The organism is Nocardioides sp. NPDC000445 (assembly GCF_040300245.1).
GTDB lineage: Bacteria > Actinomycetota > Actinomycetes > Propionibacteriales > Nocardioidaceae > Nocardioides.
This window is the reverse complement of sequence record NZ_JBEPDH010000017.1, coordinates 90,521-117,025: the sequence shown is the minus strand read 5'-3', so window position 1 is coordinate 117,025 and position 26,505 is coordinate 90,521. Positions and strand designations below refer to the sequence as shown.

Annotated in this window: 23 protein-coding genes; 5 read left to right on the top strand and 18 right to left on the bottom strand. The window is 69.2% G+C overall.

The features are described 5' to 3' along the window. Nucleotides 1-9 precede the first annotated feature (9 nt). From ABT304_RS21895 to ABT304_RS21875, 5 genes are all read right to left on the bottom strand, one after another. Complete coding sequence (locus ABT304_RS21895; protein WP_350718415.1) at nt 10-1,845, bottom strand: AMP-dependent synthetase/ligase; 1,836 nt, start codon at nt 1,843-1,845, stop codon at nt 10-12. A gap of 74 nt (nt 1,846-1,919) precedes the next feature. Continuing rightward, nucleotides 1,920-2,798, bottom strand: a complete 879-nt coding sequence (locus tag ABT304_RS21890; RefSeq protein ID WP_350718413.1) for an SDR family oxidoreductase — start codon at nt 2,796-2,798, stop codon at nt 1,920-1,922. Continuing rightward, entirely contained in the window at nt 2,799-3,233 is a 435-nt protein-coding gene (locus tag ABT304_RS21885; RefSeq protein ID WP_350718411.1) for a type II toxin-antitoxin system Rv0910 family toxin, read from the bottom strand. It lies immediately after the preceding gene. Between the two features lie 27 nt (nt 3,234-3,260). Then, nucleotides 3,261-4,472: a lipid-transfer protein gene (locus tag ABT304_RS21880; RefSeq protein ID WP_350718409.1), complete on the bottom strand. Its 1,212-nt coding sequence runs from the start codon at nt 4,470-4,472 to the stop codon at nt 3,261-3,263. After that, nucleotides 4,469-5,365, bottom strand: a complete 897-nt coding sequence (locus ABT304_RS21875) for a MaoC/PaaZ C-terminal domain-containing protein (RefSeq protein ID WP_350718407.1) — start codon at nt 5,363-5,365, stop codon at nt 4,469-4,471. The genes ABT304_RS21880 and ABT304_RS21875 overlap by 4 nt, the downstream gene beginning before the upstream one ends. Before the next feature lie 117 nt (nt 5,366-5,482). Here ABT304_RS21875 and ABT304_RS21870 point away from each other — a divergent pair, with 117 nt between their 5' ends. Next, complete coding sequence (locus tag ABT304_RS21870) at nt 5,483-6,502, top strand: AraC family transcriptional regulator (protein WP_350718405.1); 1,020 nt, start codon at nt 5,483-5,485, stop codon at nt 6,500-6,502. A gap of 31 nt (nt 6,503-6,533) precedes the next feature. Here the strand turns inward: ABT304_RS21870 and ABT304_RS21865 are convergent, their stop codons facing one another. After that, nucleotides 6,534-7,541, bottom strand: coding sequence for a helix-turn-helix transcriptional regulator (locus ABT304_RS21865; protein WP_350718404.1), 1,008 nt, complete (start codon nt 7,539-7,541; stop codon nt 6,534-6,536). Between the two features lie 256 nt (nt 7,542-7,797). Between ABT304_RS21865 and ABT304_RS21860 the strand changes: the two genes are divergently transcribed. Beyond that, nucleotides 7,798-9,093, top strand: coding sequence for a discoidin domain-containing protein (locus tag ABT304_RS21860; RefSeq protein ID WP_350718403.1), 1,296 nt, complete (start codon nt 7,798-7,800; stop codon nt 9,091-9,093). A 12-nt stretch (nt 9,094-9,105) separates the two neighbouring features. Here ABT304_RS21860 and ABT304_RS21855 read toward each other — a convergent pair whose 3' ends face one another. Next, nucleotides 9,106-10,233, bottom strand: a complete 1,128-nt coding sequence (locus ABT304_RS21855; protein ID WP_350718401.1) for a CaiB/BaiF CoA transferase family protein — start codon at nt 10,231-10,233, stop codon at nt 9,106-9,108. A 27-nt stretch (nt 10,234-10,260) separates the two neighbouring features. Continuing rightward, nucleotides 10,261-11,406, bottom strand: coding sequence for an acyl-CoA dehydrogenase family protein (locus tag ABT304_RS21850; RefSeq protein ID WP_350718400.1), 1,146 nt, complete (start codon nt 11,404-11,406; stop codon nt 10,261-10,263). A 150-nt stretch (nt 11,407-11,556) separates the two neighbouring features. Here ABT304_RS21850 and ABT304_RS21845 point away from each other — a divergent pair, with 150 nt between their 5' ends. Together ABT304_RS21845 and ABT304_RS21840 are read left to right on the top strand one after the other, a co-directional pair. After that, the gene (locus tag ABT304_RS21845) at nt 11,557-12,393 is read left to right on the top strand and encodes an alpha/beta fold hydrolase (RefSeq protein WP_350718398.1); all 837 of its coding nucleotides are present in this window, start codon (nt 11,557-11,559) and stop codon (nt 12,391-12,393) included. Between the two features lie 109 nt (nt 12,394-12,502). Next, entirely contained in the window at nt 12,503-12,961 is a 459-nt protein-coding gene (locus tag ABT304_RS21840; RefSeq protein ID WP_350718396.1) for a PaaI family thioesterase, read from the top strand. A gap of 50 nt (nt 12,962-13,011) precedes the next feature. On the opposite strand, the gene ABT304_RS21835 is transcribed toward ABT304_RS21840, so the two are convergent. From ABT304_RS21835 to ABT304_RS21825, 3 genes are all read right to left on the bottom strand, one after another. Next, nucleotides 13,012-13,608, bottom strand: a complete 597-nt coding sequence (locus ABT304_RS21835; RefSeq protein ID WP_350718395.1) for a hypothetical protein — start codon at nt 13,606-13,608, stop codon at nt 13,012-13,014. A gap of 115 nt (nt 13,609-13,723) precedes the next feature. After that, nucleotides 13,724-14,473 carry a L,D-transpeptidase family protein gene (locus ABT304_RS21830; protein ID WP_350718393.1) on the bottom strand — a complete coding sequence of 250 codons (750 nt, stop codon included), beginning with the start codon at nt 14,471-14,473 and terminating at the stop codon, nt 13,724-13,726. A gap of 67 nt (nt 14,474-14,540) precedes the next feature. Further along, complete coding sequence (locus ABT304_RS21825; RefSeq protein ID WP_350718391.1) at nt 14,541-16,175, bottom strand: long-chain fatty acid--CoA ligase; 1,635 nt, start codon at nt 16,173-16,175, stop codon at nt 14,541-14,543. Nucleotides 16,176-16,303: 128 nt separating this feature from the next. Between ABT304_RS21825 and ABT304_RS21820 the strand changes: the two genes are divergently transcribed. Further along, a complete protein-coding gene (locus ABT304_RS21820; protein ID WP_350718389.1) occupies nt 16,304-17,755 on the top strand; it encodes a flavin-containing monooxygenase in 1,452 nt (483 codons plus the stop codon). A 54-nt stretch (nt 17,756-17,809) separates the two neighbouring features. Here ABT304_RS21820 and ABT304_RS21815 read toward each other — a convergent pair whose 3' ends face one another. The 7 genes from ABT304_RS21815 to ABT304_RS21785 all read right to left on the bottom strand — a co-directional run bounded on the left by ABT304_RS21815 (nt 17,810) and on the right by ABT304_RS21785 (nt 26,482). Next, nucleotides 17,810-19,282 carry an APC family permease gene (locus ABT304_RS21815; RefSeq protein ID WP_350718387.1) on the bottom strand — a complete coding sequence of 491 codons (1,473 nt, stop codon included), beginning with the start codon at nt 19,280-19,282 and terminating at the stop codon, nt 17,810-17,812. Between the two features lie 70 nt (nt 19,283-19,352). Continuing rightward, nucleotides 19,353-20,387, bottom strand: a complete 1,035-nt coding sequence (locus tag ABT304_RS21810; protein WP_350718385.1) for a hypothetical protein — start codon at nt 20,385-20,387, stop codon at nt 19,353-19,355. A gap of 29 nt (nt 20,388-20,416) precedes the next feature. Then, nucleotides 20,417-21,532, bottom strand: coding sequence for a Zn-dependent alcohol dehydrogenase (locus ABT304_RS21805; RefSeq protein WP_350718383.1), 1,116 nt, complete (start codon nt 21,530-21,532; stop codon nt 20,417-20,419). A gap of 70 nt (nt 21,533-21,602) precedes the next feature. Then, complete coding sequence (locus tag ABT304_RS21800; RefSeq protein ID WP_350718381.1) at nt 21,603-22,955, bottom strand: NAD-dependent succinate-semialdehyde dehydrogenase; 1,353 nt, start codon at nt 22,953-22,955, stop codon at nt 21,603-21,605. A gap of 64 nt (nt 22,956-23,019) precedes the next feature. Then, on the bottom strand, nt 23,020-24,378 hold the full coding sequence (locus ABT304_RS21795; protein ID WP_350718379.1) for an NAD(P)/FAD-dependent oxidoreductase: 1,359 nt from the start codon (nt 24,376-24,378) through the stop codon (nt 23,020-23,022). Then, on the bottom strand, nt 24,375-25,778 hold the full coding sequence (locus ABT304_RS21790; protein ID WP_350718377.1) for a flavin monoamine oxidase family protein: 1,404 nt from the start codon (nt 25,776-25,778) through the stop codon (nt 24,375-24,377). Before ABT304_RS21790 ends, ABT304_RS21795 begins: the two co-directional genes overlap by 4 nt. Further along, on the bottom strand, nt 25,775-26,482 hold the full coding sequence (locus tag ABT304_RS21785; RefSeq protein ID WP_350718375.1) for a hypothetical protein: 708 nt from the start codon (nt 26,480-26,482) through the stop codon (nt 25,775-25,777). The genes ABT304_RS21790 and ABT304_RS21785 overlap by 4 nt, the downstream gene beginning before the upstream one ends. Between the last annotated feature and the right edge of the window lie 23 nt (nt 26,483-26,505).

Here is a 26,505-nt window from a genome sequence, read left to right as displayed (position 1 = left end):
CGTCCGGTGTCAGGACGCGGACGAGGACGCGGACGATGATCCGGACGGCGATCCCGGGGACGACGAGTAGAGCGACTCCAGGACCGCCGCGTGCCTCTCGTTGACGACCTTCCGCTTGACCTTCAGCGTGGGCGTCAGCTCGCCGTTCTCGACCGAGAGGTCCTCGCTCAGGATCGCGAACCGCTTGATCTGCCCCACCCTCGCCTGCCTGGCGTTGGCCTCGTCCAGGTCCTTCTGGACGAGCTCGAGGACCTGCGGGTGGGTGGCCAGCTCGGCCAGCGACGTCGGCAGCCCGTGCGCCGCGGCGTACGCGGTGATCTCGTCGGGATCCAGCGTGATCAGCGCCACCGGATACGGCCGCCGGTCGCCGTGCATCACTGCCTGGGAGATCCAGCGGGAGCGCTTCAGGTCGTTCTCGATGTTCGCCGGGCTCAGGTTCTTCCCGCCGGCGGTGATGATGATGTCCTTCTTGCGGCCGGTGATCGACAGGTAGCCGTCCGCGTCGAGCTCGCCGAGGTCGCCGGTGTGGAGCCAGCCGTCGACCACGGTCTGGGCGGTCGCCTTCGGGTTGCCGTAGTAGCCGAGGAAGACGTTGTCGCCCCGGGCGCAGACCTCGCCGTCCTCGGCGATCCGGACCTCGACCCCTGGCAGCGGCTTGCCGACGGTCCCGAAGCGGGGCCGGCCGAGGGGCGTCGTCGAGATCGCCGCGCCCGACTCGGTCATGCCGTAGCCCTCGACCACCGGGATGCCGACGCCGTAGAAGAACTCGAGGATCTCCGGCGAGATGGGGGCCGCTCCGGTGAGGCAGTAACGGACCCGGCCGCCGAGGACCCCGCGTACCTTCCGAAAGACCAGGCGGTCGGCGATCGCCGCCTGGACGGCCAGCGGCCCGTGCGGTGTCCGCCCCTGTTCGCTGAGCCTGGCCGTACGTCGGGCGACTCCCATGGCCCAGTCGAAGATCCTGGCGCGGGCGCCCCCGGCATCGCTCGCGTCGGTGGTGACCCTGACGTAGATCTTCTCGAAGATCCTCGGCACCGAGGGCAGGATCGTCGGCCGGACCTCGGCGAGCTCCTCGACCACTCGGGAGAGATCGCCGCCGTAGTAGGTCACGGTGGATCCGACATCGGCGGACAGCATCTGGATGATGCGCGCGAACATGTGCGCCAGCGGCAGGAACAGGTAGGCCAGGTCGTCCTCCCGGATCAGTCCGAGAGCGCGCGTCGAGCGGCACAGGGCGATCATGTTGCCGTGGCTGATCACGCAGCCCTTCGGCGGGCCGGTCGTGCCGGAGGTGTAGACGATCGACCAGGTGTCCTCGGGGCGTACGGAGGTGCGCCGCCGTTCGAGCTCCTCGGTGTGGTCCACGCCGTCGGCCAGGAGGTCGGCCAGGAGAGCGGCCGGCGTCACCAGGTCGTCGTCCTGCTCGGAGGCGTCGATCACCACGACGGAGCGCAGGTCGGGGAGCCGGTCGCGGACCGAGGCGACCTTGGCGACCTGGGCGGCGTCCTCGCACACGATCATCCGAGCACCGGAGTCACCGATCACCCAGGCGCAGTCCTCGGGGCTGCTCGTCGGGTAGATCGGCACCACGACGGCGCCGATGCGGAGGAGCGCGAAGTCGACCAGCGTCCACTCGGGGCGGGTCTCGGCGAGGATGCAGACCCGGTCTCCGGGCGCGACGCCCCTGGCGATGAGTCCGCCGGCGAGGCGGGTGATCTCGGCGTCGAGCTGGCGGTAGGTGCGCTCCACCCAGCTGCCGTGCTGCTTGGACCGGATCGCGACCCGGTCGCCGTGGTGCGCCACGTCGGCCGCGATGTCGGTGATGGTGTGTGCCAGGTCGGTCATGGGTGTCGCCCCTCGTGAGGTCCGGTACGTGGTGAGCTCCCCGGGAGCCGCCGCGCGGCTCCCGGGGACGGGGATCAGGCCCAGTCGGCCAGCCGTCGCTCGAGGTCGTCGACGAGCCACGGCCCGTCGGTCTCGATGGTCTCCTCGATCGTCCAGCCCACGAGCCGCTGGATCGCGCCGCCCTGCACGGCCAGGACCTGCCCGCTCAGCGGGCACTTCTCCTGGGCCAGGTAGGCGACGATGGGGGCGATGTTGGCCGGGCTGAAGGCGTCGAACTCGCCCTCGGGCACCTCCTGCGCGAACAGCGCGCCCATGCCGGGCGTGGCCAGGGTGAGACGGGTCCGGGCGACGGGCGCGATCGCGTTGACGCGGACGCCGTACCGCTCCAGCTCCTGCGCCGCCACGAGGGTCATCGCCGCGATGCCGGCCTTCGCGGCGCCGTAGTTGGCCTGGCCCGAGTTGACGGCGAACGTCCCCGACGCCGACGCGGTGTTGATCACCGACGCGGCGACCTGCTCGCCGGCCTTCGACCTCTCCTTCCAGTACGCCGCGGCGTGGTGCAGCACCGCGAAGTGGCCCTTGAGGTGGACGTCGATGACCGAGTCGTACTGCGCCTCGGTGATGCCGGCCACGAACGCGTCTCGCAGGATGCCGGCGTTGTTCACGACGATGTCGAGACCGCCCAGCTTCTCGACGGCCTGGTCGACCAGCGCCTGGGCACCGGCCCAGGTGGCGATGTTGTCGGTGTTGGCCACCGCGCGGCCACCCGCCGCCTTGATCTCGTCGGCGACCTCCTGGGCGGGACCGGCGTCCGAGCCGGCTCCGTCGTTGGCGCCACCCAGGTCGTTGACGACCACGGCGGCACCCTCTCGAGCGAGCAGGAGCGCGTGCTCACGGCCGATGCCGCGACCGGCTCCCGTCACGACCGCGACGCGGCCATCGAGGGATCCCATTCAGCTCACCAGCTCGTTCAGCTTCTCCAGCGACGCCTTGCACTCCTTGTCGGAGGCGCGCTCGATGGCGGCACCGATCGCGCCGACGACCATCTGACCGGTGAAGTCGGCCACGATCGACGCGGTCGAGGTGGTGTCGCTGACCGGCTCGACGGAGAGGTCGAAGGTGATCTGGGCGCCGGCGAGGCCCTTGCCCGAGATCTTCATGTTCGACGGGGCGTTGAACTCCTCGACGACCCAGTCGATCTTGTTGGACATCCCCATGATGGTGGCCTGTTCGGTGAACGTGCTGCCGACCGTCAGCTCCGTCGGGGGCTCGCCGTACCACTTGTCGTGGATGGTCAGCCACTTCTCGAAGCTGTTCAGGTCGGAGATCACCTTCCAGGTGTCCTCCTGGTTCGCGCCGATCTCCTGGGAGACGTCTACGTGTGCCATGGTGCTGCTCCTTCTGGGTTGGGTCGGTCAGCGGTTCGCCGGCCGGTACGCCGTGACGACGACCGATCCGCCGAGGCCGATGTTGTGCTGCAGCGCGACCCCGGACTTCAGGGCGGCGCTCTGGACCTGGCGCTTGCCGGCCGTGCCGCGCAGCTGCCAGGTCAGCTCGGCGCACTGCGCCAAACCGGTGGCTCCGAGGGGGTGCCCCTTGGAGATGAGGCCGCCGGAGGGGTTGACCACCCACCGGCCGCCGTACGTCGTGTCGTTGTCGTCGACGAGCTTGTGGCCCTCGCCCTCGTCGGCCAGGCCGAGCGCCTCGTAGGTGAGCAGCTCGTTGGGGGCGAAGCAGTCGTGCAGCTCGATGACGTCGACGTCGTCGGGCGTCAGCCCGGCCTGCTCGTACACCCGGCCGGCGGCCTCCTTGCTCATCCGGGCCCCGACGAGGCTGATGAGGCTCTTGTCCTCGAAGGTGGAGGGCAGGTCGGTGACCAGCGACTGGCCCACGATCTCGACGGCCTGGTCGCCGAGGCCGTTGTCCTCGACGAACCGCTCGCTGGCCAGGATCGCCGCGCCGGAGCCGTCGGAGGTCGGCGAGCACATCAGCCGGGTCAGGTCGGCCTCGGCGTAGACCATCTTCGCGTCCTTGACGTCCTGGAGCGTGTACTCGTCCTGGAACTGCGCGTAGGGGTTGTTCACCGAGTGCCGGTGGTTCTTCTCCGCGATCTTGGCGAAGTGCTCCGAGGTGGAGCCGTAGCGCTCGTTGTGCTCGAGCCCGGCGGCGCCGAACATCCACGGCGCCGGCGGGAACGCGATCTCCCGCAGCTCGGCCATCGCCAGCATGTGCCGCATCATCGGCTGCTCGCGGTCCTCGTAGGTCGAGGCGAGCGAACCGGTCTGCATCTTCTCGAACCCGAGCGCCAGGGTGCACTCCGCCAGCCCACCCCGGATCGCCTGGGCGGCCAGGAAGAGCGCGCTCGACCCCGTCGAGCAGTTGCTGTTGACATTGAAGACCGGCACCCCGGTCAGGCCGAGGCCGTAGACGGCGCGGTGACCGGCGCACGAGTCGCCGTAGCAGTAGCCGGCGTACGCCTGCTGGATCCTGTCGTAGCCGACTCCCGCGTCCTCGAGAGCCTTCGTGCCGGCCTCGAGGGCCATGTCGGGGTAGTCGAAGCTCTCCCGGCTGCCCGGCTTCTCGAACTTCGTCATGCCGACGCCGACGACGAACACCTTGCCACTCATGCGTTGCTCCTCTTGCTCGTTGCGGGTGCGATCTCGGCGAGCCCCTCCCTGATGACGAAGTCGCCCTCGTCGGTGGTCGTCTCGAAGACGTACGTCCCGCCGTCGGCGAGCGACTCCGGGGTGACCTTCCACAGCTCGGTGGTGATGGTGTGCCTCGGCTGGGCAGGCGAGCTGAACCGGACGGCCAGGCGCTTCAGCCGGCTGGGGTCCTCGGGGCAGGCCGTCTCGATGACGGCGCGCGAGGTGAACGCCATCGTGCAGAGGCCGTGGATGATGATGCCCGGCAGGCCCATCGCCTTCGCGAAGTCGTCGTCGAGGTGGATCGGCATCAGGTCGCCGGAGGCCTCGGAGTACCGGAAGGTCTGGTCGTCGTCGAACTTCTGGACGACGACGGCGTCCGCAGGACGCTCGGTCTGCGTCGGGTCGATGCCGTGTACCGGCGGCTCCTCGCCCCGACCGCCCTCGAGTACGCCGCCCCGGAAGAACCCGGTGAAGTACTGCTCGTTGACGAGCTCGCCCGCGGCGTCCCTCGTCTCCAGCAGCGTGGTGACCACGACGCCGGAGGAGCGGCCGTGGACACCGACCACCTGGGCGCGGCAGGTCAGCTCGTCCCCGGCCACGATCGGGCGGTGGAAGCGCATGTCCTGCTCGCCGTGGAGGATGCGCATGATCAGCTCGTCGGGGACGGCGCTCATGGTGCGCTCGGCCATGATCGAGAAGACCGGAACGACCGCGTAGACCGGCGGGGCGTAGTCGCCGGCGGCATGGGGTGTCGCGTCGTCGTTGGTCGCGTTGGCGTACGCGATGGTGGCGTCCTGGGTGACACTGAACGACACCGGCTCACTCCACTGCCCGATCACGTCGAAGTCGAAGTCTTCGCCTGCCTCAGCCATCACGGCTCCTTTGGTGTCAGTACGTTTCTTGCCTGGGAAAGACGCTAGGGAGGATGGCCGTGAGTTCTAATGACCGGAGTTCGCGAGAAGATTGACCGCGACGATCGAAGGAGTCCGATGACCCAGCGCACGATCCCGGTGAGGTTCCTGCGGGCCGCTGCGAGGACCGCTCGGCGTCGTGATGTCGACGCCCAGGAGTGGCTCGACCACCTCGGCATCGACCCGGAGCTGCTCTTCGACGACCGTGCGCGCATCACGCTCGAGCAGGCCACCGAGATCGTCCAGGAGCTGTGGCGGCTCACCGGGGACGAGTGGGTCGGGCTGGGTGCCCGGCCCTCACCGTTCGGCACGTTCCGGATGGTCTGCCTCGGCCTGATGAGCGCCCCGGACCTGCGCGGCGTCATGGAGCGGGCCCGGGACTTCAGCCGGGTCCTGCCCGGGCTGCCGACCTTCGACCTCGAGGTGGGGGCGCGGACCACGCAGCTGACCCTGGACACCGAGAGCCTCGACGACCCCGACCACTTCGTCACCGACATCGCGCTCTCGGTCGGGCTGCGCTTCTTCAGCTGGCTGGCCGGGTCCCGGCTCCCCGTCGAGCAGGTCTCGCTGCCGTACGAGCGTCCCGAGCGGGCCGAGGACTACGACCAGGTCTTCGGCCGGCGCATCGCCTTCGGCCAGGCCACCGCGAGCCTGCGCTTCAGCAACGAGCTGCTCACGCTCCCGGTGATGCGCACCGAGGAGGAGCTGGAGGAGTGGCTCCGCAACGCGCCGGCGGACCTGCTGATGTACCGCGACTACGGAGCGACACCCGCCGACCAGGTTCGCCGGATCCTCGAGCGCGGTCTTCGTGGTCCGTGGCCCACGCCCGACGAGGTCGCCTCGCAGCTGGCGATGAGCACCCAGCACCTCAGGCGGGTCCTGCGCGAGGACGACACCTCGATGTCCGCGATCAAGGAGGAGCTGCTCCGAGACGCCGCGATCGCCAGCCTGGTGGCCGGCGAGGAGACCATCGCCGCCCTCTCGGAGCGGCTCGGCTTCTCCGAGCCCAGCGCCTTCCATCGCGCGTTCCGCCGGTGGACCGGCAGCGCGCCGGGTGCCTATCGCCCGAAATCGGCGCGGGACGCGTCGGACGACTGACCCGGGCCCGTAGCGCTGCCGGCCCGAAGGGTCAGCGTGCCGAGGCGCTCCTGCGGAACTGCGAGGGCGAGAGTCCGGTCCACCGCCGGAAGGCGTGGCTGAACGCTGCGGCATCGGCGTACCCGAGCTCGATCCCGATCTGCTCGACGCTCAGCCGGCCCTCCGCCAGCAGCGCGTCGGCGCGAGCCCGGCGCACCTCGTCGGCCAATGCGCGAAACGAGGTGCCTTCGGCGGCCAGCTGCCGCCGCAGGGTTCGAGGCGTGGTGTGGAGTGCGGCCGCGACCGGCTCGAGGCGGGGCGGTCCCGGTGACCGCTCGAGGAAGGCGACCACCGCGCCGGCGACGTTGCTGCGGGGCGGACGCCGGTCCAGGTGCTGCGCGACGTCGACCATCGCCTCGACCAGCGCGTCCGGGTCCGCCTGCGGAGCAGGGGTGTCGAGGAACGCGTCGTCCATGAGCAGGCGCGTGGCGGGGGCGTCGTAGGTCGGGGTGATCTGCAGCGCCTCGACGAGGTCGTCGTGGGCCGCATCGCGACCGAGCTCGAGGTCGATCGTCAGGCCGGTGAGGGGTCGTCCCGCGACCTCCCGCAGCGCCGTGGTGACGGCGATGACGTCCCGCTCCAGCAGCATGCGGCGTACGTCGGCCGGGATCCTGCCGGCGTCGAAGCGCAGCGCGGAGCGGTGTCCGACCTCCTCGAGCTCCGTACGTGACAGCACGGCCAGGCGGTCGGGGAAGTGGCGCGCCAGCTGCAGCGCGTTGCGTGGCGTGGAGCAGGCCAGCGCCGCCAGCCCGGCGGCTCCGTAGCTGACCAGGTGCAGGCGACGCCCGAGCGCGACCCCGAGCCCGGTGGTGTCGGGCAGGGCCCGGGCCAGGTTCCGGGCGACGGCGAGCTCCTGCCAGCCGGTCACCTCGTCGATGGACCGGTCGGCGTCCAGACCGGTCCCGGCCAGCGCGTCCGATGCCTCGATTCCGCGCTCCCGGGCGGCGGCGAGCAGGTGGCGAACCCCGATGGCGGTGCGGGGGACCTCCCAATGGCTCACCTTCGTGACGGTAGGCCTCGTGGCCGATATCGACAAGAGAACGTCCTGGATCGGCATGGCTGCGTGGATGTGACGAGCAGCACACTCACTCCTGAGCGGGTCCGTGAGAGGTCCCGCCGATCCCGAGGAGCTACCCCATGCGACGACCCCTCCTACGTACTGTTCTGCTGAGTCTCGCCGTCCTCGCCGCGGTCGGGCTGACCCGACCGCCGGCGCCGGCGCGAGTGCCACGACGGCGGTGACGACCGGTGCTGTTGTGTTCGACACCCCGTCCGGCCCGGCCCTGAAGACGTCCACTGCCACGCTGTCCGTGGCGCTGTCCTGCTCCTCGGACCTGGCGACGTCGAGGAAGACCCCGATCCTGCTCGTGCCCGGCACGGTCATGACCGCTCCGGTGGCCTACAGCTGGGGCTACCAGAAGGTGCTGCGGGAGCAGGGCTACCCCGTCTGCATGGTGGCGCTGCCTGGCGGCGGCGCGCAGGACATGCAGGCCACGGTCGAGTACGTCGTCCACGCGGTGCGCTCGATGAGCGACACCAGCGGCAAGGAGATCTCCGTCCTGGGGCACAGCCAGGGCGGTCTCCTGCCGGCATGGGCGATCCGCTTCTGGCCGGACCTGGCGTCCCGGATCGACGACGTGGTCTCCCTCGACTCGCCCTACGGCGGGACCGAGCTGGTGGGCCGGGTCTGCGGCCCCATCGACTGCCCCGCCCTGGCTTGGCAGGTCATGCCGGCCTCGGACTGGTCGCGTACGTTGCGTCGCTTCCCGATCCCGGCCGGCGTCTCCTACACCTCCATCGGGACCAGCAGGACCGACCTCGTCTTCCCGTCGCCGGATGCGACCTCGCTGCCCGGCGCGAGCAACCTGACCCTTCAGCAGGTGTGCCCGGGGCGCTACGTCGGCCACCTCGACATGCTCTCGGACGCGGCCGCGCACGCTCTGGCCATGGACGCGCTGACCCATGCCGGCACCGCCGACGTGACGCGGGTCGACACCGCCGTCTGCGCCCGCACGGCGTTCGAGGGAGCCGACGCCAACCAGGGCAAGCTGCTCGTCGGCCTCCTGACCGACCTCATCGACGCGCTGTTCGAGAACGAGGAGCTCTGGCTCACCGCCGAGCCGCCGATCCGCGAGTACGCCCTGGGCGAGCCCGGCGACACGGACCTCGCACTCGGCAGGCCCACCACGGTGAGCTCCGTGGAGTCGTGGACGTCGCACCATGGCTCCAAGGCCGTCGACGGCGACCGCGGCACCCGCTGGTCCAGCAGCGCCTGGGACTCCCCGACCTGGATCCAGGTCGACCTCGGCACCACCCGGACGATCAACGGCATCCAGATCGCCTGGGAGGCGGCGTACGCGGAGGACTACCGGATCCAGGTGTGGGACGGTTCGACCTGGGCGACGAAGCTCCAGGTGACCGACAGCGGAGGCGACAACTCGGTCCTCGCCCTCGATGGGGTGCAGGCGCGCCACGTCCGGGTCCGCATGGACGACTCCCCCTGCTGCTACGGCAACTACTCCATCTGGGAGCTGCAGATCGTCGGCAGCTGACCGACCGGCGCGTCAGGCGACCGAGCCGCCCTCGAGGAGAGCCGCCCCGTCCCCGACACCCCAGTCCCGCAGAGTCTGTACGACGTCCCGCCCACCGGCGTCGGGCGGGACGGGGTTCGGGGCGGGCGTCCGGCTGAAGCGCGGTGCCGGCGCGGGTTGGACGATCCCGTCGACGTCGACGAAGGATCCGCGGGCGGCATGGTGCGGCGCGAGATGCGCCTCCCACGGGGAGAGCACGGGCGTCACGCACGCGTCCGAGTCCTCGAAGACGGCCGTCCACTGGTCCCGGCTCTTGGTGAGGAAGGCCTCGCCGATGGCCTTCTTCCAGGCCGGCCAGCCGCTCGGATCGAACTGGAACGGCAGGTCGCTTCCGTCGATGCCGAGCATGGCGACGAGCTCGGTGAAGAACTGCGGTTCGACGCAGCCGACCGCGACGAACCTCCCGTCAGCGCAGGCATAGGTGTCGTAGAACGGGGCGGCGCCGTCGAGTACGTTGGTGCCCGGTTCCTCCTGCCACTGACCGGCCGCATGCATCCCGCGCATGAAGGCGGTGAAGAGCGAGGCGCCGTCGACCATGGCGGCGTCGACCACCTGGCCCTCGCCCGAGCGCTCCCGTTCGTAGAGAGCGGCGATGATGCCCATCGCCATCAGCATGCCGCCGCCGGCGAAGTCGCCGAGCAGGTTCAGCGGGGCGAGGGGGCGCTCGCCCCGCCGGGCGATCGGCTCGAGTGCCCCGGCCAGCGCGATGTAGTTGATGTCGTGGCCCGCCCGCTGCCGCAGGGGCCCGTCCTGGCCCCAGCCGGTCATCCGGGCGTAGACCAGACGCTGGTTGATCGCGGCGAGGTCATCGGGACCGATCCCGATCCTCTCGGCCACGCCGGGCCGGAACCCCTCGACGAACACGTCGGCGGACTCGACGAGCCGGTGCACCGTTGCCAGACCGGCCGGAGCCTTGAGGTCGACCGCGACCGTACGGCGCCCGCGGTCCAGCGGGCCGGGCGGGGCAGTGATCGCTGCGCTGCTCCCGAGGCGGTCGATGCGCAGCACCTCGGCACCCAGGTCGGCCAGGATCATGCACCCGAACGGAGCCGGGGCGAGACTGGCGATCTCGATGACGCGTACGCCGGTGAGTGGTCCCACAAGTGTCTCCTCTCATCTCCGGGGCGCTCACAGGGAGCGGGAGATGATCTCCTTCATGATCTCGCTCGTGCCGCCGTAGATCTTCTGGATCCGCGCGTCGGCGTAGAGGCGGGCGATGGGGTACTCCTCCATGTAGCCGTAGCCGCCGAACAGCTGCAGGCACCGGTCGACGACGATGCACTGCTGCTCGGTGAGCCACCACTTGGCCATCGCCGCGGTCTCGATGTCGAGCTCGCCCTTCAGGTGCTGCTGGATGCAGTCGTCCAGGAAGCTCTGGGCGACCCGGACCAGCGTCGCGCACTCGGCCAGGACGAACCTGCTGTTCTGGAACTGGAAGACCGGCTTGCCGAACGCGGTGCGCTCCTTGGTGTACTCGATGGTCAGCTCGACCGCCTTCTCCATCGTCGCGACGGCGGCCACCGCGAGGATCAGGCGCTCCTGCGGCAGCTGCTGCATCAGGGAGATGAAGCCCGCGCCCTCGGCGTCGCCGAGCAGGTTGGACCGCGGCACCCGGACGTCGTCGAAGGACAGCTCGCAGGTGTCCTGCCCGTGCTGGCCGATCTTCTTCAGGTTGCGGCCGCGGGAGAAGCCCGGCCGGTCGGTCTCCACGATGATCAGCGAGAAGCCCATCGCCCCGGCGTCGGGGTCGGTCTGGCACACGACCAGCACCACGTCCGCGTGGTGCCCGTTGGAGATGAAGGTCTTCGCCCCGTTGATGACGTACTCGTCGCCGTCCTTGATCGCCTTGGTCTTGATGGCCTGCAGGTCCGACCCGGTGCCGGGCTCGGTCATGGCGATCGCGCTGACCACCTCGCCGGTGGCCAGCCTCGGCAGCCAGGAGCGCTTCTGCTCCTCGGTGCCGTAGGCGTTGAAGTAGTGCGCGATGATCGCGTTCTGCAGCCCGATCCCCAGGCTGGGGGAGAGGGCGTGCACCTGCTCACGAGCCAGCACCGCCTCGTGGGCGAAGGTGCCGCCGCCACCGTCGTACTCCTCGGGGATGCTCAGGCAGAGCAGGCCCTGCTCGCCGGCCTTGGTCCAGGCCTCGCGGTCGACGTACTGCTGCTCGGACCACCGCGCCTCGTGCGGCGCGCACTCCTTCTCGAAGAAGGTCCGCGCGGTGTCCGCGAGGGCATCGAGATCCATGTCCATCCAGGCGGATCGGTACTTCGGCATCAGCGTCTCCAGTCAGTTCGGTTCGACATCTGGAACGCTAGAAGGGGTCTCGCGTCGCCCCCATGACTGAGGCGAACAAGGTCCTTGACTCTCGCGAGCGCCCCGGCCCGGTGGCTCCCGATCTGTGCCGGAATCGGCCACACTCACGGCATGGACGATGGTTTCCGCGAGATCGCCGGAGTACGCACCCGGGTGCTGACGGTCCGCGGCACGGGTACGCCGATCCTGCTGCTGCACGGCTTCTCCGACCACGCGCCGGGGTGGCGGGCGCTGCTCCAGGTGCTGGAGGCGCGCGGGCACGCCGCGCTGGCCCTGGACCTGCCGGGCTTCGGGCAGGCGGACCGGATGCGGCCCGGCCCGGTCATGCCCCAGCTCGCCGAGTTCGTGGAAGACGCCGTACGCCGCGTCGCCGCCGAGCAGGGTCCGCCGCTGGTCGTGGGCAACTCGCTGGGTGGCGCAGCCGTCTGGGCCGCCCAGACGAGCAGACTCCCGCTGGCCGGCATCGTGGCGATCGCGCCGGCGGGCTTCGGGTTCACCCGGCGGGTCCGGCTCGGCCGCCGAGTCATCGCCAGGACGCCCGCGGCGCTTCCCGTCTCGATCCTTCCCATGCCGGTCCTGCGGTTCCTGCTCGTACGCGGCTACGCGCACGGGGCCGGCGTCGGCCGCCGGCTCGACCCGGCCGTGGCGAACTCGTGGATCGGGCAGTTCTCCCGGCCCGGTGACCTCCGGGACGCGGCCGGACTGGTGGCACGGGTCCTGCACGAGATCGACGAGGTCCGGGAGCTGCCCGTCCCGGCGTACCCGGTGCTGATGGTGTGGGGGACCCGCGACCGGCTGGTGCGTGCGGCCCGACCGGTCCCCGGCACCGAGTCGATCCGGGTCGCAGGGTGGGGACACTGCCCGCAGCTCGAGCACCACGAAGCGCTGGCGGACCTCGTGCTGGAGTTCGGGTCGCGACTCCCGGCGGCGCAGCCGCGCCCGGCCTGACGCGCGTCGCCGTCAACGATCCTGGCTGCCACGGTCATGGTGGCCCCCTCGGTCACACCGACAGACTCGAGGTGACGCCGGCCGGCGTCACCTCGAGCAGGGAGTGCTGATGGACATCACCGTCGAAGAGCTGACCGACACCCTCGGCGCCTTGGTGCCGCGCATGGGCGAGATGGGGATCACGATCACCCGGGCCGTACCGGGCCATGTGGTGGCCGAGGTCGGCATGGACGGAAACGCCAATCACCTCGGGACCATGTACGCCGGCACCCTGTTCGGTGTCGCCGAGGTGCTCGGCGGGGTGATCTGCGTCCCCAGCTTCGACCTCGCGCGCTTCTACCCGACCGTCAAGGCGCTGACGATCGACTTCCGGCGACCGGCGACCACCGCCGTACGCGCCGAGGCCTCGCTGACCGAGGAGGCCATCGCACGGATCCGCGACCTCGCCGAGGCGACCGGGAAGGCCGAGTTCGTCCTGGACGCCGTGATCGCTGACGCCGGCGGCGAGGTCGTCGCGACCACGACCGGCACCTACCAGCTACGAGCGACGGGACCTGCCCGCGCGTGACACTCGGACCCCGGAATCGCGTTCGTGGAGGTCGTGACGGTGGCGGGGAATCACTTCCGACGGCACGCGGCAGGGTTCTGGTGCAGTTCCACGTTGTCCCTCACGATCTTGCGGTCCACCCAGCTGTTGCGAGCCACCGAGAAGTTGCCGGCGTAGGAGTTCCTGAGGACACGCAGGGAACGCACGTGATTGCCGACGACGCGGAGGTTGTTGCACGCCTTGTTGTCCCGGACCATCAAGGTCCCCCGATTGTCGCGTACCACGAGATTGTTGGCGATCGACATCTCGCAGATCGCCACGTTGCGGGAGTTGCGGACCATGAGGTTTCGTCCGGCGACCGGGTCCACGCGGCACCCGGCGGCTCCGATGGTGACGCGTTCGACGACGTTGTGGACGTGGACGTTCCGGCCGAGGGTCGTGTCGGTGATGCTGACCACCCTCGGCGCACCGGTGGTGCGGACATTGCCGGTGATCCGGGACATGGTGATCACGCAGCGGGCGTCGTCCGGGATGACTATGTTGCGGAACGTCCGGTGGTGGTAGCTGCCGTCGCAGACGAGGTCGGGCGGCAGCGCCTGGGCGCTGAGGACCGGCCCCAACACGGGTGCGAGCGCGCCGATGAGAACGAAGACGACGAGCTTCTTCATGTGAACCCTCCGAGTGCGGGCGATATGTGCCTTCATGACGCGCCAACGGGAACATGTGTTGCACCCTGAGCCGGTGCGGTGCGGGACAGGTTCCGGGTCGGAGCATCAGTCGAGCTCACACCACGCGTACGCGGGTCCTGACCTTGGTGAAGTCCCAGACCTCAGCCGCCATCGTGGCGCTGAGGCGGATGCAGCCGTCGGAGGTCTTCTCGTCGGTGCCGAGATACCAGTTCGGGTGGATCTGACGACCCGTTCGCATGCTCACCGGCACCCGGTGGAAGGCGACGCCGCAGGGCGCGAACCGGACGAAGTGGTAGAGCCACTGCGTGCCGCTGTAGTTCGTACGTGGGTTGCCGCGCGCCGGTCGGCCGCAGTAGGAGCCGGTGGTGTACCACTGCTTGTCCAGCCATTCCGCGTCGATCATCCCGCCCTGCGCGCGGATGGACCCGTCGGCGCGCACCAGCCAGACCCAGTCCTGTCGCTGGCTGATCACGATGCGGCGTCCGGTCCCGGTGCTCGCCGGCACCGGCCGTACGTCACACCGCTTCGCCGTCGCCGCCATCAGCCGTGTCCGCGTGGTGGTCGTGAACTGACCGCTCGGGCTCAGGCGGTGGCGGGTCTGGAACCGAACGACGGCCGTGCGGGTGTGGGCGTCCACGCGGCCGTCGATGCGGCCGACGTTGCAGCCGAGGCCGGCCAGCCGGGTCTCCCACCGCTTGATCGTCGTGGCGGTGGCGGCGTTGCCGGGGCTGACCACCACCACGGCGGCCATCGCCAGCGCAACAGCGGTGACGAGAGGGAGAACGAGGACGAGGGCGGAGCGGCGTGCCCGAGATGCGCCGGCCAGGGTCGCGAAGATTGGCACCGGTCGAGGCTACGCGACATCCGCGTTCCAGGCGGGGGCTGTTGCCAGGTTGTTGACCACGATGGCCTCAGTCGGCGTGGACGATCTCGAGGTCGCCGGCCGCGTACTGGCGGCGCAGCGTCTTCTTGTCGAACTTACCGACGCTCGTCTTGGGGACCTCGCTCACAAAGGTCCAGCGCTCGGGGAGCTGCCATCTGGCCCAGCTGCGGGCGAGGTGGGTACGGAGGGACTCGACGGATTCAGTGGTTCCAGCGCGAAGGACGACGGCGACGCATGGCCGTTCGTCCCATTTGTCGTCGGGGACTCCGAAGACCACGGCCTCCACCACGTCGGGGTGTGACATGACGTCGATCTCCATCTCGACCGACGAGATCCACTCCCCGCCGGACTTGATGACGTCCTTGGCGCGGTCGACCAGGGTGAGGTAGCCCTCCGGGCTGATCCGGCCGATGTCTCCGGTGCGGAGCCAGCCGTCGTCGAAATGGGAGTCGGGGACGGAAGAAGCTGTGGGGGAGTAGTACGAGCCGGTGATCCACGGTCCGCGCACCTGCAGCTCGCCCAGCGACTCGCCGTCGAGGGGCACGACCTCTCCGGCGTCGTCGACCAGTCGGTGCTCCACCTGTGGGGGGAACTGCCCCTGCGTCACGCGGTAGCGCCACACGTCGTCGCCCGTGACCGACGCCGGGGGACGGCCCACCGTGCAGACGGCGGAGGTCTCGGTCATGCCCCACGCGTGCAGGATCGTGACACCGTGCGTCTCCTCGAAGGCTCGCATCATGGCCGGGGCCACCGCCGCGCCGCCGACGACGGCCTCGCGCAGGTGGCTGATGTCCTGCGGGTGCTCCTGAAGCCGTGCCAGGAGGCCCGACCAGATCGTCGGAACGGCGGCAGCACGCGTGGGGCGCGCCGCTTCCATCATCGCCAGGAGGGGCTCCGCCTGCAGATACCGGTCGGGGAGCAGCAGCGAGGCGCCGGAGATCAGCGCGGCGTACGGGAGGCTCCACGAGTTGACGTGGAACATCGGCACGATCGCCAGGCAGGTGTCCGCGGTCGAGAGGCCCATCGCCGCCGGCGTCGTGATGTAGGAGGCGTGCAGATAGAGCGAGCGGTGCGAGTACACGACACCCTTGGGGTCGCCGGTGGTGCCCGAGGTGTAGCACATCGCCGCGGCGGAGTTCTCGTCGATGACCGGGAAGTCGTAGGAGGTCGGCTGGGCCGCCAGCAGCTCCTCGTAGTCATGCACGACGACGCCGGGAGCCTGGAGAGCACTCGTGTCGCCGTTGACGACCACGATGTGGCGCACCATACGCATCTGGGGGAGGAGCGGGGCGAAGGTGTCGACGAGCGAGCCGTCGACGAAGACGACCTCGTCCTCAGCATGGTTGGCGATGTAGGTGACCTGCTCGGGGGCGAGCCGGATGTTCAGTGCGTGGAGGACTGCGCCCATCGCCGGCACGGCGGTGTACACCTCGAGGTGCTCGTTGTTGTTCCACATGAACGTCGCGACCCGATCGGAACGGCCGACGCCGAGGTCCGTGAGCGCTCCGGCGATCTGCGCGGCTCGCATGCCCAGCTCTCCGAAAGTCCTGGCGCGCGTCTCGGTGCCCGTCCAGGTGATCACCTGTGACGTGCTGTGGTTCTTCGCGGCGTACTCCAGCAGCCGGCCCAGCGAAAGGGGTTCGTGCTGCATCGTGCTCAACATCGCTGCCTCCTGTTGACGACCGGGCGCGACCCCGTCATAGTGATCAAACGATCAAGTCATATGACTGTAGTCACATCTGGGGCAAGTCGGCAAGCGGTTCGGCCCCAGTCGGGCGAGAAGGAGATGCCATGGAGTCCGGTCACGGCCATCAGGACGTCATCATCGTGGGAGCGGGCCTGTCCGGCATCGCTGCTGCCGTGCAGCTGAAGACCGACCATCCGGAACGTTCGTTCGTCATGCTCGAGCAGCGGGAAGACCTGGGTGGCACCTGGGACCTCTTCCGGTATCCCGGAATCCGGTCCGACAGCGACATGTTCACCCTGGGGTACGCGTTCAAGCCATGGACGGGCGAGAAGGCCATCGCCTCCGGTGGCGCCATCCTCGACTATCTCCGCGAGACGGTCGCCGACTTCGACCTCGAGTCGCGTGTCCGGTTCAGCCGCAGGGTCCTGCGAGCCGACTGGTCCAGCGAGGCGAGCACCTGGACGCTGCAGGTGGAAGGCCCGGACGGGGACGAGGCCTGGACCTGCTCCTTCCTCTACCTCGCAGCGGGCTACTACGACTACGACGGTGGCAACACCCCGGAGTTCCCGGGGATCGACGAGTTCGAGGGCGCCCTGATCCACCCGCAGGCATGGCCGGACGGGGTCGACTGCGCCGGGCAGCGGGTCGCCGTCATCGGATCTGGCGCCACCGCGATCACGCTGGTTCCGGCACTTGCCGAGACCGCCGAGAAGGTCACCATGGTCCAGCGCTCGCCCACGTACGTCGCCATCGACTCCGACGTCGACGAGGAGGCCCAGCGGTTGCGGAGCGAGGTCGGTGACCGTGAGGCCTTCGAGCGGATCCGCCTGCGCAACCTCGAGCAGCAGCAGGAGCGATACCAGGCCGCGCGCGCGTGGCCGGAGGAGTTCAAGAAGCCTCTCTTCGAGGCCATCGAGGAGATCGTCGGCCGAGAGGTCCGTGAGAAGCACTTCACCCCCGCGTACAAGCCATGGGACCAGCGTCTCTGCCTCGTTCCCAACGGGGATCTGTTCCACGCGATCTCCGAGGGGCGGGCCGAGGTCGTCACCGGACACATCGAGACCTTCACCCCTCACGGCCTGCGGATGACGTCCGGGGAGGAGGTCGACGTCGACGTGGTCGTCACGGCGACCGGCCTCAAGCTCGTCACCTTCGGGAAGGTCGAGCTCCACGTCGACGGTGAGAAGGTCGACTTCGCGCAGTCGGTCACCTACAAGGGCGTCGGTTTCAGTGGGGTCCCGAACCTCCTGGCCGCCTTCGGTTACCTCAACTCCTCGTGGACGCTGCGTCTCGAGCTGGTCAACCGGTACTTCGCCGCCCTCCTGAACAGGATGGACGAGCTGGGCGCCACGCAGGTCGTGCCGCTCCTCGCCGAGGAGGACGCCGCGATGGAGCGTCGACCGTGGATGACCGGAGTGACCTCGGGCTACCTCCTGCGCCATATGGACGACATGCCGAAGCAGGGCGACCGGGCACCGTGGATCAACCCGCAGGTCCACGAGGCGACGAAGGCTCTCCTCGCCGTCGTGGATGACAGCTCGCTGCGGTTCCGGTGACGGCCGAGGCGCCGGCCCTGGGGCCGGCGCCTCCTGCCTTTCAGTCGAACCGCTTCACGATTCCTGGTCGTGAAGGTGCTCGAATGCGACCGGGTCGGTGCGCTTCATGCGGGCCGCCACGATGATGCCGATGACGAACGAAGTCACGAGGATCGTGAGGAGGGTCGCGGTCGCGCCGGGGCTCGGGATCAGCAGTTCGATGTTCATCAGGCCGATGACGACGACCGAGACGAGGCCGACGGCTGCCACCGCAGGGGCGATGATGGTGGAGAGGACGTTCTTCTCGCCGCTGTGGGTACGGAAGAAGGCGATCACCGCCACGCTCGTCAGCGCCATCAGGGTGAGCAGACCGAGGGTCGCGGCTCCGGAGAACCAGGTGTAGATCTCCAGCACCGGGTCGAGGCCGACGAGCATCATCGCGACGAGCATCGCGCCGGAGATGATCGTGACGACCAGCGAGGAGAACGACGGTGCGCTGTGTTGCGGGTGCACGGTGGCCAGCTTCGTCGGCAGCACCTTCAGGGAGCCGAGTGTGTACTGGTAGCGCGTGAGCACGTTGTGGAACGTCAGCGTGCACGCGAACGTGCTGCTGATGAGGAGCAACGTGGTCAGGTCGTTGATGACCGCGCCGGTGTACTCCAGGTACAGATTCGGCGTCATGCTCGCCGGGTCGGTGGTCGCGACGTCGAGGGCCTTGTCCGGTCCGGCGCCCAGGACCAGGGCGAATGCCGAGATCGCGTAGAGCGCGGCGACCGAGATGACGGCGACGTACGTGGCGCGCGGGATGGTCTTGTCGGGATCACGCGCCTCGTTGCGGAAGACGGCGGTCGCCTCGAACCCGATGAAGGAGAACAACGCGAACATCAGGCCGAGGCTGGGCGATCCGCTCGACAGCAGCGAAGGACTGAAGGGCTCGGCGGACCAGCCATCGGCGCCGCCGGTGAAGAAGATCGCGCCGTCGAGGATCAGCACGGCGGACGTCTCGGCGAGCAGGGCGACGATGAGGACCTTCGAGCTCAGCTCGATGTCGCGATAGCCCAGGAGGCTGACGATCGCGAACGCGACCAGGGCCCAGATCCACCACGGCGTGTCGATGCTGAAGAAGCGGTCCATCGCGCCCGCCGCCGAGATGCCGACATAGGCGTACAGGCCCACCTGCAAGAGGAAGTACGACACCAGCGCCGTGGTGGCAGCGCCGAGTCCGGTGAAGCGGCCGAGGCCGGCCTGGATGTAGGAGTAGAACGCGCCTGAGTTGCGCACGTGACGGGCCATCGACGTGAAGCCGACCGAGAACAGCACGAGCAGGACGCCGGCGATGACGAACAGGAGCGGGGCGGCGATGCTGCCGCCGAGCGTGATCACGATCGGTACCGTGAGGGAGACGACGGCGAGAGGGGCGGCGCCCGCGACGACCATCGCCACGATCGACGGTACGCCGAGTCCGCGGTGCAGTGCGCTGTGGTCGACCATCGGTGCTGACGTCACATGGGACGGGCTGCCGACCGAACCGGACTGGTCATTTGACATGTGAGGCTGCTTTCTTCAGAGCTGCGCGGGCCAGATCCAGGTGCGCCGCATTGAGTGGTGAGGGAAAGGGTCAGGTCGATGCCGGTGCGCGACGACCGCCCTTGGCGCCGAGGCCGCGGGCCGGGAGATCGCCCATGGAGAGCAGACCGGGTTCCGCGGCGACGACTGCGGCGGCGGCGTTGACTGCGGCGGCGATGGTGCTGAGGAACGAGTCGAAGCCGACCGGCGAACGCAGATCGATGACTTGTTCCTCGCCCTCGATCCGGTAGTCGTCGCCGGCGGCGATGCCGTCGGCTGGGTCGAAGAAGCCGAAGGTGATCTCCAGGTCGATCACGGCTCTGCCCGCGAGGATGCCGCGTGCCGCGTGTGACACGGCGGATACCTGACCGGACTCGATGGTCAGGTGGTCACCGGAGCGTGGGAGCGCTGCGACGATCGCAGGAGCGACCTCGCCCACCTCGATGTGATCGAGCTCCCAGCCGAGACCGGTCGCGAGGGCCTCGATGGCCTGCTCGAAGCCGTAGTGGCCGACGACATGGCCGTGCTCGCGCGCCACCTCGAACTCCGCGGGTGTCAGGCCGAGTCCGAACTTCTTCAGGATCGCGCCGTAGCGCGACATGCTGGTCCGCCGGCGGATGGTGACGGTGTCCACCCGTTGTGTCAGGGAGGAGAGCACCAGGGGCAGCGTGTCCATCAGAACGCCCGGGTTGGCGCCGCTGCCGAGCACCGTGACCCCATGGGCCCTGGCCATGTCGTCGAGCCGGCGGGCGACTTCCGGGTGGCTCCGCCACGGATAGGCGAGCTCCTCGCAGATGCTCAGCACGTTGTACGCGCGCTCGAGCAGCGGCAGCAGCGTCTCGGCGACCTGGTCCAGGTCCGAGATCGTGGCGACGACCGCGAGGTCGGCCGCCGGTAGGTTCGCCGGGTCGGCTTCGATGACGACACCCGTCGGGGCGGAGCCGAGCAGGACGCCAAGATCCTGGCCCGCGACGGCTGGGTCTTGATCGCTCGCGCCGACAACCTCGACATCGGTGCGTCGCATCAACGACGAGGCCATGGCGCGGCCGGTTGCACCGAGGCCGACGACGACAATCTGGATGGTCACAGGGAACGCCTCTTCCTTGGGTTCGGTGGTCAGTACTTGATGACTGATCGGATGCCCTTGCCCTGCTTCATCTCGTCGTACCCGTCGTTGATCTCGTCCAGGCTGATCACCCGGGTGACCAACGCGTCGAGGTCGATCCGGTCGTTCATGTAGTGGTCGACCAGCTGGGGGAAGTCGATGGCGGGCCGGCTGGAGCCGTAGTTCGAGCCGATGAGCTTGAGCTCGGAGTCCGACATGACGAACGGGTCGATCGTGATCGTCAGGCCGTCCGGCACCTGGCCGGCGACGATGGCTCGGCCGCCACGGGCCAAGGAGGCGTAGGCGGCCTCGATCGTCTTCGGCAGGCCGATGGCCTCGATCGCGACCTCGACGCCGCGACCGTCGGTGAGCGCCGCGACGCGCGCGGCCAGGTCTTCCTCGGAGGTGTTGATGACCTCGGTGGCGCCGAAGTGGCGCGCCTGCTCGAGCCGCGCGTCGGAGAGGTCGACGGCGATGATCTGGCGAGCGCCGACCAAACGGGCGCCCTGGATGGCGTTGAGCCCGACGCCGCCGCAGCCGAGGACCATGACGGTCTCGTCCGGGCGGACGTTGGCGGTGTTGATCGCGGCGCCGACCCCGGTGGTGACGGCGCAGCCGACCAGGGATGCCTGCTCGAAGGGGGCGTCCTGGCGGACGGGGATCGCGCCCGACTCGGGGATCATCGCGTACTCGCCGAAGGTGCCGGCGCCGGCGAAGCTGTAGACCTCCTCGCCGTCGAGGGTGGTGATGCGGGTCTTCCCGTCGAAGGAGAGATGGTTGGCGGAGTGCTCGGCCACCTTGTCGCACAGGACGGGTCGACCGCTCACGCAGTAGCGACACCGTCGGCAGGGGGGTGTCCAGGTGAGGACGACGTGGTCGCCGACGGCAACGCCGGTGACACCCTCGCCGACGGCTTCGACGATGCCGGAGCCCTCGTGACCGAGGATCATCGGCGTCGGAACCTCCCACTCGCCGACGATCACGTGCAGGTCGCTGTGGCACAGTCCACTGGCTTTCAAGCGGACGAGTACGTCGCCCGGCGGGGGAGTCGACGGGATGGAGACGGTCGCGATGGACATCGGCTCGTTCGGCGTCCGGAAGACTGCGGCTTGGAATTCGATGGTCATGACAATTGCCCCTTGGCTGGTTCGGATCGCTGAGCGTCGATCTCTGTCTGGTGGTGTGTGGCGACCGCGGTCACGACTGGACGCGGATCAGCTTCCGGTTGGCGAACTCGTCGATTCCTGCCCGGCCGAGCTCGCGACCGAAGCCGGATCGCTTGATGCCGCCGAAGGGCAGCTCGACGCCCTCGATGCCGACGCCGTTGACGAAGACCATCCCGGCCTCGATCTGGTCGGCGACCCGCATCCCCTGCTCGGCATCGGTCGTGAACACGTAGGAGCCGAGGCCGAAGAGGGTGTCGTTCGCCAGCGCGACGGCCTCGTCCTCGGAGGCCACCCGATAGACGGTGGCGACCGGTCCGAAGAGCTCCTCGCGGGCAGCCGGAGAGGCCGGTGACACGTCGGTCAGGACGCCCGGCGGGAAGTACGCGCCCTCGCGCCGACCCTCGGTGACGAGGGTCGCTCCGTCAGCGACGGCGCGTCGGATCTGCTCCTCCAGGCGGTCGGCGGCCGCCACCGACGACAGCGGAGCCAGCCCCTCTGCCAGGTTCAGTGCCCCCTTGGTGAAGGCGTCGAGGAACGGCTCGTAGAGGTCGTCGGCGACGATGAACCGCTTGCCGGCGTTGCAGGCCTGGCCGGTGTTCTCGAACCGGGCGTCGAGTGCTGCCTCGACCGTGGCGTCGAGGTCATTGGTGGACAGGACGATGAACGGGTCCGACCCGCCGAGCTCGAGCACGACCTTCTTCAGGTTCCGCCCCGCAGTCTCGGCGATCACCGCGCCGGCGCGCTCGGAGCCGGTGAAGGAGACGGCCTGCACCCGGGGGTCGGCGATCATGTCGGCGACCTGCTCGTTGGTGGCGTACACGTTGACGTAGGCCCCCTCGGGGAAACCCGCGTCGGTGAAGATCTGCTGCAGGGCAGCGGCCGACTCCGGGCACTGCGGGGCGTGCTTGAGCACGATGGTGTTGCCCAGTGCCAGGTTCGGGGCCGCGAATCGGGCGACCTGGTAGTAGGGGTAGTTCCACGGCATCACACCCAGCAGTACGCCGATGGGCTGGCGGCGGATCAGCGCGGATCCTTCGCCCTCGAGCAGGTCGATCGGCTCGTCGGCGAGGAACCTCTCCGCGTTGTCCGCGTAGTAGGCGTAGATCGCCGCACTGAACTCGACCTCGCCGGTGGCCTGGTCCAGCGGCTTGCCCATCTCGCGCTGGATGACCGCGGCGAGCTCGTCCACCCGCTCGTTGTGCAGGTCCGCGACCGCGCGCAGCAGCTTGACGCGGTCCGCGACGGTGACGCTCTTCGACCACTCCCGGTGGGCACGGGTGGCCGACTCGAGAGCAGCATCGATGGTCTCGTCGGTGGCGGTCGGGTACTGCGCCGCGATGTCGCCCGAGGCCGGGTCGACCACGGCGTACATGTTCGTCGTCATGAGAGTTGGTCCTTTTCCGCGGGCGCGCAGAGGACGCGCCCGCTCGTCGTCGTTTCGGGTGCGTTCAGGAGATCTGGGCTGCGGCGCGGCGGGCGCGGCGCTTGTGACCGTTGAACAGGTCGTTGAAGCGGTCCAGGGCCCAGACGGTGCGCAGTCCCGCCTTGCTCATCATCATGAACGGCGGGAACTTCGGCTCGGCCTTCCAGATGCCGGCCAGGTCGTCGTGCATGGTGCCGTCGATGATGTTGTCGGCGATCAGCGAGCCGATGTACGGCGCTTGGGCGAGGCCGTGGCCGTTGCAGCAGCACGAGTACCACACGTTGTCCGCGAGCTTGCCGGCCAGAGAGATCCAGGACGAGGTGATCGCGATCCAGCCACCCCAGGCCTGGGCCACCTTGATGTCGGAGAGCGACGGGAACCGAGTGTGGAACGCGTCCTCGAGCTCCTTGACCAGGCCCGGCTCCGGTGCCTTGTCCTTCGGCAGGGGATAGCTGGTGCCGCGCTGGATCCGGCGCACACCGATCACGATCGTGCCGCGCTCGGTGACCCGGAAGTGCTCCATGATCTGGTGCTGGCTGATCGTGCCGGTGCGGCTGGTCCAGCCGAGCGCCTCGATCCGCTCGGGGTCGATCGGCTCGGTCTCGGCCTCGATGAGGTAGGCCGGGATGGAGAGACGCTCAGGGGTGATGTCCCACTCGCCGGAGTAGGCGTTGGTGGAGAGCACGACCTTGTTGGCGATCACGGTGCCACCCGGCGTAGTGATGACGACCTTGCCGTCGGCGCGGCGCTTCACGTCGGTCACCTTGCTCTGCTCGTAGACCCGCGCCGAGGAGGCGATGACCGCTGCGCGCAGACCCCGGCAGAGCTTGCCCGGGTTCAGCATGCCGCCGACGCCTTCCTTCATGCCGCCGACGAAGGCGCGCGGCAGGCCGAGCTCCTCGGCCGTACCCACCTGACCGCGGCCACCGGCCTTCCTCAGGATCTTGGCGCACGTCTTCACGCGCAGCATTTGGATCGGCGAGATGGCCACCATGGCGAGGCCGTTGGGGACGTACTCACACTCGATGTCGAGATCACGGATCTTGCCCTGCAGGTACTCCGCGGCGTGGTCGGCCAGGATCACCATGCCCTTCATCTGCTTGGGGTAGAAGAGCTTGAGCATCCGCAGGTCGCCGCCGGGAGCGCCGGAGATGTGACCGCCGTTGCGCGAGCTGGCGCCGTAGCCGAGGAACTCCGCCTCGATCAGGGCCACGTCCTGGCCGCGCTCGGCCAGACGCATGGTCGTGCCCATGCCGCCGACTCCGCCGCCGATGACGGCGACGTCACAGATGACCTCGCCGCTGACGGCGGGCTGGAGGTCGGTCGGCGGGTCGATCCAGCCGCTGAACGTGTGCAGCTTGACCTTCGTCATGTCCTGCTTCATGAGTACGCCTTCTTCCGGGTGTGCGATTCAGTGGCGAGGAGGCCCACGACGGCTTCAGCGGCGCGCTGGCCCGAGAGGACGGCGCCGTTCATGCTGCCCGTCCACTCGCCTGCGGTCTCTGAGCCGGCCCATTCGACCCGGCCATGGGGCTTGGTCATGACGCTGCCGTATCGCGTCGACGCGTAAGGGGCGACGGCGGGGTTCGGCCCGCCCGGCGCGAACGAGTCGGTGTTCCAGCAGTGGTCGATGTAGTCGATCGGCCTGGCGGCTGCCGGGCCGTAGAGGTCGGTGAGCTGCTTCACGACCTGGGCCTTGCGCGTCTCGGGGTGGTGGGCGTCGAACACGCGTGGGTCGCAGAACGCCATCAGGATGCCGGGACCGTCGGGGCTCGGCGAGACATCGAAGGTGATGAACACCGTCCCGGTGTCGGTCAGGGCCTCGCCCGACAACCCGTCGGCCCGCCAGAAGGGCTGGTCATAGGCGACGAAGGCCTTGCTCAGGGCGCCGAGGCCCCACGAGTTGATGAGCCCCTGCGCGTTCTCGGGCAGCGCGGGCTCGAACTCGATGCCGCCGCGGTGCTCGGTGGCCGTCGTGACGATCGCGTACCTGGCGTTGACCTGCAGTGCGTCGGTCTCGACCGTGACGCCGTCTGCTTCCTGGGTGATGCGGCGGACGGGGGCGCCCGTACGCACCCGGTCGCCGAGCAGGGCGGCGTACCGGACGGCGATCTCCTGTGTGGTCTCGACGTACCGCGCCTCCTGCATCCCGCCTTCCGCGTCGAGCATGAAATCGAAGCCGCCGAATGCACGGATGGTGCGCAGCACGTGAAACAGCGAGACATCACTGGGCTGGCACCCCCACTCCACCTTGGTGACGACGGTCATCAGCGCGCGGGTGGTCGACCGGGCGCGCTTGTGATCGAGCCACTCCTCCAAGGAGATCGCATCGAGCTCCTCGGCGCGGGGGGAGTCCCACGGAGCGTCGACATCGATGGTCTTCGCCAGCTTGTCCAGGGCGAGCTGGATGCGGGCCATGTTCACCAGGGCCGCCGGCGAGAGCCTGGGAATGGTGCCCTTGTACGTGCGTCGCTTGCCGGCGAGCCACACCGTGCTGCGGCCCTCGGCGAACTGCGGGACCGTCGTGCACCCGACCTGCTCGGCGATCTCCCGGATCGCGGTGTGGCGGTGCGACACCCAGGTGCCGCCGAGGTCGACCTTGACCCCGGCGACCTCTCCGGTGAACACGCGTCCGCCGACGCGGTCGCGACCCTCGAGGACCACCACGGAGTGTCCGTTGTTCACGAGGTCGTGGGCGGCCTTCAGGCCGGCGAAACCGGCGCCGACCACCACCGCATCCACCTGCAGGGGGCTCTGCTGGGGGCTCCGATCGGGCGTGTTCATCGCGCCACCGCCACGGCTCGGTCCGACTCGGCGCCCGTCTCGACGTTGTGGTCGTGCAGGGCCTGGTAGCCGACGTAGTAGACGACCGCCTGCAGGCCCCAGGTGGTCAGGGCGAGGATGTAGAAGATCGTCCGGTGCTCGTCATCGAACGAGAACGGGAAGAAGTCGTAGGAGATCGCGACGTACGACGCCAGTGCGGTCACGGCGGCGGCCGCCACCGCCTGCTTCACGGCGCCGATCTGCCAGAGCCGCCAGGCGAAGTACATGAGGAAGGCGGCGGTGAGCAGGTTGGTCACGACGTAGAAGACCGCAATGGCCAGGGCCTTGCTGTCGTCGTAGTCGAGGGTGTCGCTGTGGATGGGGCCGAGAAGCACGGCGCCGGCCAAGGCCAGGGCGGTGGCGCCGACCTCCACCCACAGCGGCGGCTTGTAGAGGTGGGTGACCCGCATCAGGCCGAGGACGAGGATCAGCGTGATGCCGAACGACCGGGAGAACGCGTCGAGCGCGTAGGCCAGGCTGTACATCGGGCTGCTCTCGCTGCCCCCGGTCAGGGCCCAGAGCAGGAAGTTCGTGGAGGACACCGCCACGACCAGGTACTCCAGGGTGAGCAGATGGTTGCGATACCTGCGGAAGATCTTGATGCCGAAGTACCAACAGGTGGCCATCAGCCACAGGTCGGCCGCCAGGAAGAGCAGGTCCTTCATCGTGTCGTTCCTCTCGTGCGTCG